This window comes from Dactylosporangium sp. NPDC048998 (assembly GCF_043197855.1).
Taxonomy (GTDB): Bacteria; Actinomycetota; Actinomycetes; order Mycobacteriales; family Micromonosporaceae; genus Dactylosporangium.
Genome location: NZ_JBICTV010000004.1, coordinates 387,340 through 401,014, shown reverse-complemented (window position 1 = coordinate 401,014; position 13,675 = coordinate 387,340). Strand labels below are relative to the sequence as shown.

Annotated in this window: 10 protein-coding genes and 1 pseudogene; 6 read left to right on the top strand and 5 right to left on the bottom strand. The window is 70.1% G+C overall.

Features of this window, described 5'->3' with window-relative positions; translation table 11 throughout:
• Positions 1-38: 38 nt before the first annotated feature.
• The gene (locus ACGFI8_RS12650) at positions 39-3,338 is read right to left on the bottom strand and encodes a DEAD/DEAH box helicase (protein ID WP_392803658.1); all 3,300 of its coding nucleotides are present in this window, start codon (positions 3,336-3,338) and stop codon (positions 39-41) included.
• A gap of 236 nt (positions 3,339-3,574) precedes the next feature.
• Here ACGFI8_RS12650 and ACGFI8_RS12645 point away from each other — a divergent pair.
• The 3 genes and pseudogenes from ACGFI8_RS12645 to ACGFI8_RS12635 form a co-directional block, all read left to right on the top strand.
• Positions 3,575-4,186, top strand: a pseudogene (locus ACGFI8_RS12645) (AAA family ATPase); the annotation flags it as partial.
• Positions 4,187-4,284: 98 nt separating this feature from the next.
• A complete protein-coding gene (locus ACGFI8_RS12640) occupies positions 4,285-4,500 on the top strand; it encodes a ribbon-helix-helix domain-containing protein (RefSeq protein ID WP_392803656.1) in 216 nt (71 codons plus the stop codon).
• A gap of 11 nt (positions 4,501-4,511) precedes the next feature.
• Positions 4,512-4,847, top strand: a complete 336-nt coding sequence (locus ACGFI8_RS12635) for a type II toxin-antitoxin system PemK/MazF family toxin (protein ID WP_392803654.1) — start codon at positions 4,512-4,514, stop codon at positions 4,845-4,847.
• 211 nt (positions 4,848-5,058) lie between these two features.
• Here ACGFI8_RS12635 and ACGFI8_RS12630 read toward each other — a convergent pair whose 3' ends face one another.
• Positions 5,059-6,975: a hypothetical protein gene (locus tag ACGFI8_RS12630; protein ID WP_392803652.1), complete on the bottom strand. Its 1,917-nt coding sequence runs from the start codon at positions 6,973-6,975 to the stop codon at positions 5,059-5,061.
• Between the two features lie 404 nt (positions 6,976-7,379).
• On the opposite strand from ACGFI8_RS12630, the gene ACGFI8_RS12625 reads away from it, so the two are divergent.
• Positions 7,380-9,362 carry a HelD family protein gene (locus ACGFI8_RS12625; protein ID WP_392803651.1) on the top strand — a complete coding sequence of 661 codons (1,983 nt, stop codon included), beginning with the start codon at positions 7,380-7,382 and terminating at the stop codon, positions 9,360-9,362.
• Between the two features lie 54 nt (positions 9,363-9,416).
• Positions 9,417-10,169, top strand: coding sequence for a VOC family protein (locus tag ACGFI8_RS12620; protein WP_392803649.1), 753 nt, complete (start codon positions 9,417-9,419; stop codon positions 10,167-10,169).
• Here the strand turns inward: ACGFI8_RS12620 and ACGFI8_RS12615 are convergent.
• From ACGFI8_RS12615 to mqnE, 3 genes are read right to left on the bottom strand one after another with little or no spacing between them, the layout of a single operon-like run.
• Positions 10,166-10,345 carry a hypothetical protein gene (locus tag ACGFI8_RS12615; RefSeq protein ID WP_392803647.1) on the bottom strand — a complete coding sequence of 60 codons (180 nt, stop codon included), beginning with the start codon at positions 10,343-10,345 and terminating at the stop codon, positions 10,166-10,168. The two genes, ACGFI8_RS12620 and ACGFI8_RS12615, sit on opposite strands and share 4 nt — an antisense overlap.
• A 24-nt stretch (positions 10,346-10,369) precedes the next feature.
• Positions 10,370-10,639: a DUF4229 domain-containing protein gene (locus ACGFI8_RS12610; RefSeq protein WP_392803645.1), complete on the bottom strand. Its 270-nt coding sequence runs from the start codon at positions 10,637-10,639 to the stop codon at positions 10,370-10,372.
• Positions 10,640-10,669: 30 nt separating this feature from the next.
• Positions 10,670-11,839 carry an aminofutalosine synthase MqnE gene (gene mqnE / locus ACGFI8_RS12605; RefSeq protein WP_392803643.1) on the bottom strand — a complete coding sequence of 390 codons (1,170 nt, stop codon included), beginning with the start codon at positions 11,837-11,839 and terminating at the stop codon, positions 10,670-10,672.
• A gap of 171 nt (positions 11,840-12,010) precedes the next feature.
• Between mqnE and ACGFI8_RS12600 the strand changes: the two genes are divergently transcribed.
• Positions 12,011-13,654 carry an NlpC/P60 family protein gene (locus ACGFI8_RS12600; protein WP_392803641.1) on the top strand — a complete coding sequence of 548 codons (1,644 nt, stop codon included), beginning with the start codon at positions 12,011-12,013 and terminating at the stop codon, positions 13,652-13,654.
• Positions 13,655-13,675 lie beyond the last annotated feature (21 nt).

Sequence of the window (13,675 nt, the reverse complement as noted above, 5' to 3'; positions counted from 1 at the left end):
GCAGGGGGCACCGGGGACCGGGAACCCGGAATTCGGCACTATTCCAGCAGGGCCCGGATGTCGGCGGCGGTCAGCCGGGCCGACGCGAAATCCCCTCCGTCGAGGACGCTGCTGAACAGTTCCGCCTTGCGTGCCTTCAGCGCCATGACCTTCTCTTCGATGGTGTCCTTCGCAACCAGCCGGTAGACCATGACCGGCCGCGTCTGTCCGATTCGGTGCGCCCGGTCGACCGCCTGAGCCTCCGTCGCGGGGTTCCACCACGGATCGAGCAGGATGCAGTAGTCGGCTTCCGTCAGATTGAGCCCGAACCCCCCGGCCTTGAGACTGATCAGGAAGACCGGATCGGTGCCGGTCTTGAACTCGTCAATCACCGTGGCCCGGTTGCGGGTCGACCCGTCAAGGTAGCAGCAGCGAACGCCGATCTGCTCGAGGCGGTTCCGCGCGGCGGTGAGGAAGGTGGTGAACTGGCTGAACACCAATGCTCGGTGTCCCTCGGCGACGAGCCCGGTGATCTGCTCCTCGAGCATGTCCAGCTTTGTGGAGGAAACGCCGTGGTGGCGAGGATCCACCAGGGTGACGTCCAGGCTCGCCTGGCGCAGGAGCGTCAACGACCGGAAGATCTCGAACCGGTTCTTCTCCAGATCGCCGAGCAGGCCGAGCACCTTCTGACGTTCCCGCTGCAGGTAGGTCTGGTACAAGCGGCGATGCTTCGCGTTGAGTTCGAGTTCGATCACCTGCTCCTGCTTCTCCGGCAGGTCACCGGCGACCTCGCCCTTTCCACGGCGTAGGACCAACGGGCGGATACGCCGCCGCAGCTGGGCGAGCCGACCGGAATCTTGGTGGCGTTCGATGGGGTTGCGGTAATACTCGGTGAACCGGTCCAGGCGCGGGAACAGGCCGGGCGCGGTCACCGCGCACAGCGACCACAACTCCGCCAGGTTGTTCTCCATCGGGGTGCCGGTGATGGCGAGCTTGAACGGTGCGGGCAGCCGCCGGGCGCACCGGTGCGCCTGGGACTGGGAATTCTTGATGAACTGGGCCTCGTCCAGCACCAGCCCGCTCCACTTGACGGCCTCGTAAGCGTCGTACTCGAGTCGGAACAGCGTGTACGAGGTGATCACCAGATCGGCGCCGTTGGCTACGTCGGCCATATCGATGCCTCGGCGCGTCCGGGCCTGGGTGACGACCCGGGCCGTGAGATCCGGCACGAACCGGTGCGCCTCTGCCGCCCAGTTGGACACGACGCTGGCGGGCGCGACGACGAGGAAGGGCCCTCCGGCACCGGGCTGCTCCCGGACGCTGCACATGAGCGCGAGCGCCTGAACGGTCTTGCCCAGGCCCATGTCGTCGGCGAGAATCCCGCCCAGGCCGCAGTCGTACAGGGCGGTCAGCCAGGCGAACCCGTCGCGCTGGTACGGGCGGAGGTCGGCGTCCAGCCCGGCCGGCTCCGGGCGCCCGACCGGCTCGACGTTGGTCAGTGCCCGGATCGATTCCTGCCACGCGCGGGCCCGGCCGTCGACCTCGCCCAGGTCCGCCAAGTCCTGCCAGACTCCGAGCTGGAAGCGCCCGACGCGAATCATCCCCGGCGGGACGTCCTCCAGCGCCCTCGACTCCTCGATCAGCTCGCGGAGCCGCTGGAATTCCGGACGGTCCAGCCGGAAGTACGCCCCGCTGGGCAGGGCGAGAAACCGGCGGTCCTCGGCCAGCGCGACGAACAGCTCGTTGAACGCGACATTCTCGCCGCCGACGGCGACCCGGATCGCGAGATCGAACCAGTCACTGCCATCGGCCCCGTCGGTGTCGACGAATGCGATGGCGGGTGACTCCTCGAACTCGCGGAACTCCGGCCCGGTCGTCCTCACCTCCACGCCGTCCAGTTCCGCGAGCCGGGGAAGTACGTCGGCCGACAGGTGGATGACCTCGTCTCCCGACACGACCGTCGCCGCGGCGAGCTGCATGCCGGTTGCGGCCGGCGCCAGCAGCGACGGCGCGTCTCCCGCAACGATCCCCGTCACCCGGTCGATCAAGGTCTGACGGCGTTGCACGTCCGAGGCCGCGGGTCCATTGAGCGGCTCGAGCCGGTCCTCGCCGCCGACGGTCCGCACCCAGTGCCAGCCGAGACTCATCCGCGGTCCAGACAGCCGTTCGACCGCGACCAGAAGTCGAACCGGGCCCTCCGTCGGTAGCCGAACCGCCGCGCTCGCGGCAACGACGGAGATCCTCCCGGTCAGCTCCGGATAGACGTCGCGGAAGAACCGATCCTCGTCCGCGGGCGGTATACGGATCGCCGGAGCATCAAGCGCCTTCGCCATCGCCGGGGTCAACGGCTCGGCCAGCGGCGCCAGTCGCAGCAGCCGCTCGCCCGGCCCGCGGCTGTCCCACCACGCGACGCCGTGCGGCGGTCGCCCGACGAACATGCGCCCCTCGTCGTCGATGGTCGCGCCGTCGACCACCAGCGCCGCAGACAGCACCATCGCATCATCGGCCCGGTCAGCAGCCAGCGACACGCGACCCGGCGACCTGGTCACCGTCACCGGCCCCTGCCCGCCGCTGGACTGCATCATCGGCAGGCCTACGTCCTGCGCCTCGGACAGCAGGTCCCAGATCCGCCGACCGACGAATCCGTCGAGGAAGATCGTCTGAGGTACGTAGCCGTAATATGAACTACCACCGTCGATGCTCGACAGTGTGACGATCTGCTGGAGTAGCCGCTTGTGGCGCTCGGCCCGGTTGCTGCTGCCGAATCGGGTGTAGCCGAGCGATGACCAGCTCACCCCGGTGCGCACCCAGCCCTTTCGCCCGGGTATCACAGGGCGTAGAACGATACGCCAGGACGGCGCCGCGCGGCCCGTGGCCGGCTGTTGCAGCGGTTCGAACTGCAAACCCAGAGTGGGTGGTTGCCCGTCATCCTCCTCGTTCCCTTGCGGGGGTGCGACGGCACTCACCAGCTTGGACACGGCACCTTCCCAGGCCGGCGCCTTGACCACGCGATCACGGCCGCGCGGCTGCTTCGCAACAGCGGGCCGGTCGGTCTCGCCGGGGCGAGCGCCCTCGGCCGACGCAAGCAGCGCCAATGCCTCGGGGTGGACGCAGTCGGACCGGTCGGCACACGTGCACGAGCCCTCGAACCGGATGCACTCACCGTTGTCGATCGAGAACGTCGCGGTCACCGACGCCGAGCGAGGGCTTGCCAACCGCCCCTCGTACCGTCCCTGCTCCGGCAGCCACCGGACCTCGACTACCTCGCCCCGCTCGGCGCTCTGCCGGGCACGCAGGAAACGCGCGGCGCCGAAAACCGCCCGTAGCGCTGCCTCCGCCTCGGACAGCAACAGCCGCATGATCCGGTACCTCCGTCGCTCCGCCGATCAGCCCCGACCACCGTAGCGACAACACCCAACGCTCATGACGCGACTCCTCGACCGAAATTCGGTGGAGCGGCGGACACACCGCGGCGTAAAAGGATGGCCGCTTGACGGCCGCGGTGAGGTAGGCACCGCAGCGGACGTCCCACGCGCCACGGTGTGTCACCGCTGGATACGCGAGCGAGCCGACCGATCTCGACCGAGGATCACCTGTGCCCGCACTGGAAGAACAGCTCGCCGCCGAGCGAGCACACCTCGACGCATCACGAACAGCGCTCCGCCGGATGCGCGAACGCGCCGAAGACCTCTACGCCACCGGCGACCAGGTCGCCGGAGACCCGTTCGCCGCCGAAACGCTCGGACGGGCCCTCGCCCGGCGCATCGCCGACCTCGCCGACAACCCCGACACCCCGCTGTTCTTCGGACGCCTCGACATCGACCACAGTCGCTACCACGTCGGACGCCGACACGTCACCGACACCGCCGGCGAACCCATGGTCCTCGACTGGCGCGCCCCACTCTCCCGCAAGTTCTACCAGGCCAGCGCCCACGACCCCCAAGACGTAGCAATACGCCGCCGCTTCGGCTTCGTCAAAGGCGAACTCACCAGCTTCGAAGACGAACACCTCGGCCGCGGCGAAGAACAGGCCGTCAGCCAGATCCTCCTCGAAGAGATCGAACGACCCCGCGTCGGGCCCATGCGCGACATCGTCGCCACCATCCAGCCCGAGCAGGACGTGCTGGTCCGCGCCGAGCTGGACGAATCCATCTGCGTGCAGGGAGCGCCGGGGACCGGGAACCCCAACCCCGGAATCAGGCACGCATTACGTGTGCGACCGTTGGTTCGAGTCCCGCGGTGTCGCCTTGTCACCTGGTACGCCGACGGTAGCAACAGTGGTAGGAAGGCGGTAAGATCGTAGGTATGAAGGTCAGCGTGAGCCTCCCCGAGGACGACATCGACTTCGTGGATCACTACGCCCGCGACCGTGGCACGACTCGGTCAGCCGTCATCCACGAAGCAGTCCAGACGCTTCGGCGCCGCGACCTTGTCATGGATTACGCGGCGGCCAGCGACGAATGGGTAACCAGTGGCGAGGCCGACGTCTGGGACGCTGTTACGGGTGACGGACTGCGGTGAGGCGGGGGGACGTGTTCCTCGCCGACCTCAATCCGGTGATCGGATCAGAGGCTGACAAGCGCCGGCCCGTGATCGTCGTCAGCAATAACGCGGCCAACCGCAGCGCCGTCTCGCGAGGACGTGGTGTCGTCACGGTCGTTCCAGTCACCAGCAACACGGCGCATGTGTATCCCTTCCAGGTACGACTGCCGGCAGATCCCGCGATCGGCTTGACCATCGAGTCAAAGGCCCAAGCTGAACAGGTCCGCTCGATCGACGTCACGCGCGTCGGCCGGCAGCTCGGCACACTTCCACCGGCTTTGACGCGTCAACTGGACGAGGCACTCCGGCTACACCTGGACCTTTAGCGCCGCCGACCTCTACGCCGCGCTGACCCGACGCGAAGACCGCCCCACGAGCAACACAAATTCGACGCCCGAGCGGCTCGGGCTGAGACGGGAGTGCCACCGCTCTGCTCGGAGCGGTGGCACCTGTTCGAATCCGGTGTGGCCGGCGGGGTGTGGGTCCAGGCTCGGCGACTCGGGCCCCGCACCTCGCTGGTGGGGTGTTGGAGGAGGGTCAGAGGAGGATGCGGGCCAGGAGCACGGTGTCCTGGCCGTCGCGGGCCGTGGTCAGGCCCATGGACTTGATCGGGGCCATGTCGGCGGAGCCGGGCACGTAGATCGCGGCCGTCGGGTTCTGGAGGGCGCCCTGCATCGTCTGCTTGAAGAGCGGGGTGGAGGAGAGGGGGGTCTGGGCGCCGGCGTACTTGGCGGTGCGCAGGATCAGGTGGTCGCCCTGGACGGTGCAGGTGGCCTTGGCGGTGGTCACCACGGTGGCCAGGTCGTTCTTGAGCTGAGTGGCGGCGGCCGCGGTGGGGAGCTGGAGGTCCAGCTGGACCGGGAGGCCGTGGTCGTCGGTGTCGGGGCCGGCGACGGTCAGGGTGAAGGACTTGGTGGTGGGGAGGGCCTTGGCCAGGGACTCGCCGCCCTTGAGTGCGGCGGGGTCGCCCATGGAGCCCGCGAGGAGGTCGGTGAAGAGCTCGGGGTGCTCGTTGAGGTACTTCTCGACGGCCTCGTCGTCGTTCGGGTCGATGTTCGGCGGAAGTTTGAACGGGGGCTCGGCGGAGGCGGTCGGCTCGGCGGCTCCCATGAGGGCTTCTGGGAACAGGAACGCGGTGAGGGTCATGCCCCCGGCGCCGAACGCGGACAGGTCGCCGGAGAGGCTGTCGGCCGCGGCGGCCATCCGCGCGTCGGAAGGGAGCGCACCGAGGTTGGCGATGAGGTCGGCGCCGTTGCCCGGACCGGTGAAGGGGATGTTCTTGGTGTTGATGAACCGGGCGCGCAGTTCGAGCGCGTCGTCGGTGGCCTGGAGGCCAGCGATCAGGGTGCCGGACATCTCGGGCAGGGGTGCGGCGCCCGCGGTGTCCGTGAGCTCGTTCGGCCCGCCGAACGGTGCGCCCGGGCCGCCGAGGGACTCGGCGAAGACCAGGTCGGAGACGGTGGACTCCAGGGCGGCGGCGCGGCTCAGGTCGGCCCAGGCGAGGCCGGGCTGGTCGGCTGGGAGCTTGGCGAGGGCGGCCGTGAAGGCCGGGTCGGCCGACAGGTGCGGGGCCTTCGCGGCGCCGTCGGCGGCCTGCTGGGAGTCCTTCTTCGCGAAGGCGAGCAGCGCGTAGCCGTCGAGCATGGCGAAGCCGAAGTGGTCCGATCCTTGCTTCTGCTGTACGGCGGCGAGGCTCTTCTTCGCCTTCTCCGAGTCCTTCGCGGCGACGGCGGCGAGCACCGTGGGCTTGCCGGCGGCGTCCGGCCAGACGGCGATGCCGATCCGGTCGTCGAACCAGGCGGCGACGTCGTCGTAGGAGATCGGGGCCTGGAGGTCGCCGAACGCCTGGCGCTTGGTCTCGTCGACCGACTTCGGGCCTCTGCCGCCCGTGCGGCGCAGCAGGGCGTCGAACTTGACCCGCTGCCCGATGCCGGGCGCCAGATCCAGGCGGGCGAACGCGGCGACCGAGGCCGGCATTACCGCCTCGGGAAGGGTGCCGACCGGGCCGCTCCAGTAGCGGACGACGGCGAACGCGCCGCCGGCCACGAGCACCGCGGTGGCGACGCCAGCGGCGGCCAGGATCGCGCCGAGGCGGCGGCGGGGCTTGAGCGGGGCCGGTGCGATGCCGTCCTGGAGCGGGGTTCCGTCCGCGAGCATCACCCCGGCGGACGCGGGGACGCCGGCGAGCAGGGCCGCGGCCCCCGGCGCCGGACTGTCACCGAACGCCGGACCGTTGCCGAACGCGGAGCCGTCGCCAAACGCCGGACCGTCGCCGGCCGCTGGAGCTTCGCTGGACGCCGGACCGAAGCCGGACGCCGGACCGGACGCGGGAGCCGGGGCACCTCCGGGCGACAGGTCGGCGCCGGGAAGGGCCGGGAAGTCGCCCGGTGCCGGGGCAGCGGCGGCCTGCGAAGCAGGAGGACCCTCAGGAGTTTCGGAACCGGGCATGGACATGCGGCGTTGCCTCCCCCGTGGAATGTGATCGGCATCGTAGCGAGGAACCTCCATGTCCGAGTCCCCCGAACAGTCACGTGTCAGCCGATGACGAGCCGAGCCAGCATCACCGTGTCGGCGCCGCCGGGCGTCGTGCTCAGCCCGAACGCCTTGAGCGGGATCCCGAACGCCTCGCCGTCGACATGGAAGAGCGCGGCCGTCGCCTGCTACAAGCAGGACATACCGACCGCCCGTGCCCGAAGGACGGTCGCGGAAATGGGTGGAGGGTGGGCACCTAGCGGCGTAGTCTCAATGGCCGCTTGACGGCCGCGGTGAGGTAGGCACCGCAGCGGACGTCCCACGCGCCACGGTGTGTCACCGCTGGATACGCGAGCGAGCCGACCGATCTCGACCGAGGATCACCTGTGCCCGCACTGGAAGAACAGCTCGCCGCCGAGCGAGCACACCTCGACGCATCACGAACAGCGCTCCGCCGGATGCGCGAACGCGCCGAAGACCTCTACGCCACCGGCGACCAGGTCGCCGGAGACCCGTTCGCCGCCGAAACGCTCGGACGGGCCCTCGCCCGGCGCATCGCCGACCTCGCCGACAACCCCGACACCCCGCTGTTCTTCGGACGCCTCGACATCGACCACAGTCGCTACCACGTCGGACGCCGACACGTCACCGACACCGCCGGCGAACCCATGGTCCTCGACTGGCGCGCCCCACTCTCCCGCAAGTTCTACCAGGCCAGCGCCCACGACCCCCAAGACGTAGCAATACGCCGCCGCTTCGGCTTCGTCAAAGGCGAACTCACCAGCTTCGAAGACGAACACCTCGGCCGCGGCGAAGAACAGGCCGTCAGCCAGATCCTCCTCGAAGAGATCGAACGACCCCGCGTCGGACCCATGCGCGACATCGTCGCCACCATCCAGCCCGAGCAGGACGTGCTGGTCCGCGCCGACCTGGACGAATCCATCTGCGTGCAGGGAGCGCCGGGGACCGGGAAGACGGCGGTCGGGCTGCACCGGGCCGCGTACCTGCTCTACCTGCACCGCGAGCGGCTGCGCCGCGCCGGGGTGCTGATCGTGGGGCCGAACGCCGCGTTCCTGCAGTACATCGCGAGCGTCCTGCCGACCCTCGGCGAGATCGAGGTCCGGCAGTCCACGATCGACGGGCTGCTCGGCACGCCCGTCCGGGCGGTGGACGACGAGCGCGCCGCCGAGGTGAAAAACCAGGACAAGATGGCGGTCGTACTGCAACAGAGGCTGCTCGCCAAGATCAAGCGGCCCGAGGAGCCGCTCACGGTCTCCGACGGCTCCTACCGCTGGCGGATCTCGGCCGACGCGCTGCGCCGGATCGTGGACGACGTGCGGCGGGAGGCGCCGCCGTACGCGATCGGCCGTGAACGCGTTCGGGCCCGGATCGTGTCGCTGCTCATGCGCCAGTCGGAGGCGCGGCGGGGCGACTCGCCGGGCGAGGCCTGGCAGCGGCGGATGGGGCGAGCGGCGCCGGTGGTCGAGCTGCTGGATCGGGTCTGGCCGGCGACGACCCCGGAGCAGCTGGTGTTCGAGCTGCTCAGCCGGCCGGACGACGAGCTGCTCGACGAGGCCGAACGGGAGGCGCTGCGCTGGGCGAAGCCGCCGAAGACGGCCAAGTCGGCGCGCTGGACCGCCGCCGACGCGGTGCTCATCGACGAGGCCGCCGGGCTCGTCGACCGGGTGCCGTCGTTCGGGCACGTCGTGGTCGACGAGGCGCAGGACCTCTCCCCGATGCAGGCCCGGGTGATCGCGCGGCGCAGTGAGCACGGCTCGATCACGCTGCTCGGCGACCTCGCGCAGGGCACCGCGCCGTGGGCCGCCCGCGACTGGCGCACGCTGCTGTCGCACCTCGGCAAGCCCGGCGCCCGGGTCGTGCCGCTGACCACCGGGTTCCGGGTGCCCGCCGCGGTGGTCGCGCTCGCGAACCGGCTGCTGCCGGCGCTGGGTGTGGACGTACCGGCGGCCCGGTCACTGCGCGCGGACGGCGCGCTGACCCTCAGTACCGTTGCCGAAATGGACGGATCCGTCGTCGACGCCGCGCGCGCGGCGCTGGACCACGCCGGCTCGGTCGGCGTCATCGCGGCCGACGCCGCCGTGGACGGGCTCGCCAAGGCGCTGCGGGTGGCCGGCCTCGCCGTCGCCGACCCCGCCGACACGGAAAGCGATGCCCGGGTGACGGTACTGCCGGCGAGCCTCGCGAAGGGCCTGGAGTACGACCACGTGATCGTGGTCGAGCCGGCCGACATCGTGGCCGCGGAGCCGCGCGGGCTCAACCGGCTCTTCGTCGTGCTGACCCGAGCCGTGTCGCGGCTCGACGTGCTCCATGTGCGGCCGCTTCCCGCACCGCTGGACAGGCTGTCGTGATCTCCGATGGGATGTCACTATCTCGAAACAGTGTTACAAGCGGAAGGACGCGGAATGCGAGTGCGGGGTTACGCACCGGGTACGCCGTGCTGGGCGGAGCTGGTCAGCCCTGAGCCGGCGGTGGCCGGCGAGTTCTACGCCGGGCTGTTCGGCTGGCGCCGTAACGACGACGGGCACTTCACGCTCAACGGCCGGGCCGCCGCCGGCCTGCGGCAGGGACGCCCCGACGGCCGGGCCGCCTGGCTGATCTCGATCTCCACCGACGACCCGGCCGGCACCGCCACCGTGGTCGAGCGGGCCGGGGGTGCCGTGCGCGTCCCGCCGGCCAGCGTGCGTGACCTCGGTACCGCCGCGACGTTCGCCGACGCCGGCGGCGCACTCTTCGGCACGTGGCTGCGCAGCCGCTTCGTCGGCGCCCAGGTCTCCTTCGAGCCGGGCGCCATCTGCTGGTACGAGCTGGCCGCGCACGACCTCGAGGCGACGGGCACCTTTTACAAGGAGGTCTTCGGCTGGCACACGGTCGAGGCCGACAGCGAGGGCGAGCCGTACTTCGAGCTGCACCACAACAACGACACCGTCGGCGGCCTGGTGCCGATAGACCACCGCTTCCCCGCCGGCGTGCCCGACCACTGGACCGTGTGCTTCATGGTCACCGACTGCGTCGCCGCGTGTGAGCGGGCCACCGAGCTCGGCGGCTCGGTGGCCCGGCGCCCGCACGCGGCCTCGGCCGGGTACTACGCGCGGCTCGCGGACCCGACCGGGGCGCACTTCGCGGTGATCGAGTTCACCGAGGACTGGATGCCCTAGCGCGGGCAGTACTGCTGCTTGCCGATGACGCGGTACGTGCAGTCGGCGTACTCGGCCAGCAGCAGGCTCGGACTTGTCGGACTCGCCTCGGCGGGGTTGACCGTGACGAGCGTCACCAACCCCACCACGGCGAGCGCCAGCACCGGAGCGACCTTGCGCCCCCTTGGAGTGACCAAGCACCATCCAAGGTTTAAAGGGCTTTAGTCCGCTTTGGTGGCGCTTTCGCCCCCATCATCATCCCCGTTGAGGGCGGCACGCAGCCGTTCCCGCTTATCCGCACGCCGCTGGGCCATCCCAACGGCCTGCACGGACGCCTCCTCGCGCAGCCCCTTCAACAGGAAGAAGGCCAGCACCGCGGAGACCAGCACGGCGATCATCAACTTGAGCGTCACGCTGACGTCGATCGGCACGGCGAGGACGGTGAGCGCGACGAGCCCGAACAACCCGAGGCGGGCCAGCGAGTACTTCACAAACGGTGACATGGTGTACCCAGCGTAGCCTCAGGCCCAGACCTGCTGCGGCTCGGAGCGGCGCTCGGCCAGCGGCGTCGGCTTGTCGTACTCCCGCACGACCTCGTATCGCGTGTTGCGCTCGACCGGCTGGAAGCCCGCGTCCCAGATCAGGTTGAGCAGGTCCTCGCGGTGCATGGTGTTGGGCGTGCCGTAGCTGTCGGCGTCGTGCGTGATCTTGTACTCGACGACCGAGCCGTCGAGGTCGTCGACGCCGAAGTTCAGCGACAGCTGCGCGACCGACAGGCCGTGCATCACCCAGAAGCACTTGACGTGCGGCACGTTGTCGAAGAGCAGGCGCGAGACGGCGAACGTCTTGAGGCTCTCCGCCGGCGAGGCCATCTTGGTGCGCGCCTGCAGCCGGTTGCGGATCTTGCCGTCCGCGGAGTCGACGAAGTCGTGCTGGTAGCGCAGCGGAATGAAGACGGTGAAGCCGCCCGTCTCGTCCTGCAGCTCACGCAGGCGCAGCACGTGGTCGACGCGGTGGCGGGGCTCCTCAATGTGGCCGTACAGCATCGTCGATGGCGTGCGCAGGCCCTTGCTGTGCGCGAGGCGGTGGATGCGCGACCAGTCCTCCCAGTGGGTCGCGTGGTCGACGATGTGCTGGCGGACCTCCCAGTCGAAGATCTCCGCGCCGCCGCCGGTCAGCGACTCCAGGCCGGCGTCCATGAGCTCGTCGAGGATCTCGTCGGCGGGCAGGCCGGAGATCTTCTCGAACCACTGGATCTCGGTCGCCGTGAACGCCTTGAGGTTCACGCCCGGCAGCGCGCCCTTCAGCTCGCGCAGGACCTTCGGGTAGTACTTCCACGGCAGCGTCGGGTGCAGGCCGTTGACGATGTGCAGCTCGGTGAGCTGCTCGCCCTCCATCTCCTTGGCCTTCGCGACGGCCTCGTGGATGCGCATGGTGTATGCGTCCTTCTCGCCCGGCTTGCGCTGAAACGAGCAGTACGCGCAGCTGGCCGAGCAGACGTTCGTCAGGTTGAGGTGCCGGTTGACGTTGAACATCACCCGGTCGCCGTTCTTCTCGCTGCGCACCTGGTGGGCCAGCCGGCCGAGCCAGACGAGATCGTCACTCTCATAGAGAGCGATGCCGTCTTCCCTGCTCAGCCGCTCCCCGGCGGTGACCTTGGCCTCGAGTTCGCGCTTCACACCTGCATCCACGCCGCCAGCGTACGTCGGCGTACTCGTTACCCTTGCATTCACCTGGCCTCGACGAACCTGACATTGATCACCCCTCGACGGGCGTCACCTCCGTACGGTAAGAAAAAACCTGGATAGGAACACGGTCGGGCGGCAGACCGACTGATCGATCGATAACGATCGACCATTGGCATGGCTAACCGACTGGGGACGGTGGCGATGAGCGGGCTGGTGCTGAGGGCGGCGTATCCGGGCGAGTTTCCGGCGTCACCACCGGTGGAGACGCCTGTTGTCAGGGCGAGCACGACCGAGCCGCGGCCCGGCGTGCGGTTCCGCCGCGGGCCCGTGGTGGCGGCCGCCGTCGTGTGCACGATGCTGTGCTCCCTCGTCACGCGCCCGGCCTATGCCGACCCGGGCGGCGATATCCCGGACACCGGCTCCCGCCCGATCGCCTCGGGCCAGCTCGTCCTGCCGGGCCAGGGCGCCACGACCGCCCCGCCGGCGAGCACCACGACCCGCGGCCCGAAGGCCGCCGAGCTGGCCCAGCTCGAGATCACCGTCGCCCAGCTCGGCGAGAAGCGCAACAGAGCCTCGCTCGACCTGGAGACGGCGCAGAGCTCGCTGACCGACGCCCAGGCCAAGCTCGACGCCGCGAGCCGGAAGGTCGAGGACCTCGAGGCGAAGGCCGACTCGGCCGCCGCCGAGGCCTACAAGCGCGCCGCCGGCCTGGGCCCCCTGGACGGATATGCGAACGACCTGCACCAGTTCGGGCTCCTCGCGCCCGGCCTCGGCGGCCAGCCGGGCGGGCAGGAAGCGGCCCGCGACCTGCTGCGCGCCCAGGAGGTCGAGTCCACCGCGCGCCAGGAGGTCCAGACCGCCCAGCAGGCGGTAGAGCTCGCGCAGACCGCCTACACGCCGATCGACGCCGACTTCCAGGCCCAGAACACCCACTACCTGCAGGTGCGCGCCGAGAACGACGCCCTGGTGCTGCAGATCGAGGCCCAGCAGGACGCCGCCGAGCAGGCGCTGAGCCCCGGCCTGGTCGACAACCCCATCGTCGACGGCATGGTGGCCAACCCCAAGGCCATCCAGGCGCTCAACTACGCGCTCAGCAAGGTCAACATCGCCTGGTACGTCTGGGGCGACGAGGGCCCCGACACGTTCGACTGCTCCGGCCTGGCGTACTGGGCGTACGGGCAGGTCGGCGTGCGCGTCCCGCGCGTGGCCGCCGACATGTACCACGGCACGCACGCGATCCTCCCGACGAAGAACAAGCTCGGCGATCAGCTGCTGCCCGGCGACCTCGTCTACTTCGCCACCGACAAGAGCGACTGGCGCACCATCTACCACATGGGCATCTACATCGGCGGCGGCAAGATGGTCAACGCCCCGACGAGCGGTCAGAAGGTCAAGATCGCGGAGGTGCGCTGGTCGAAGCTCTTCGGCGCCACCCGCATCTTCGACGCTGTGCCCGCGCCCGGCCACACCCAGCAGCCCTCCAACACCGCGACGACCACCGCCCCGGCCGGCGGCGGCTCCACCTCGGCGTCCCCGACCAACACGAAGTCGCCCACCCCGACCGGCAGCGCCTCCCCGACCGGCAGCGCCTCGCCGACCGGCAGCGCGACGCCGAGCACCAAGCCGTCGCAGTCGAGCTCGCCGTCGCCGACCGCCAAGCCGTCGACCTCGCCGTCCGCCGACCCGACGACACCGCCGCCGTCCCACGAGCCGAGCAACCCGGCGCCGGCCGCTTCGTCGCCGCCGGCCGCCGTGGAGTCCTCGGCCGCCGGCGCCAGCACCGCGGCTCAGGTGACGACCAGCGCCTCCGGCAACTGACGGCCCCGCGGGCAGGTTGAA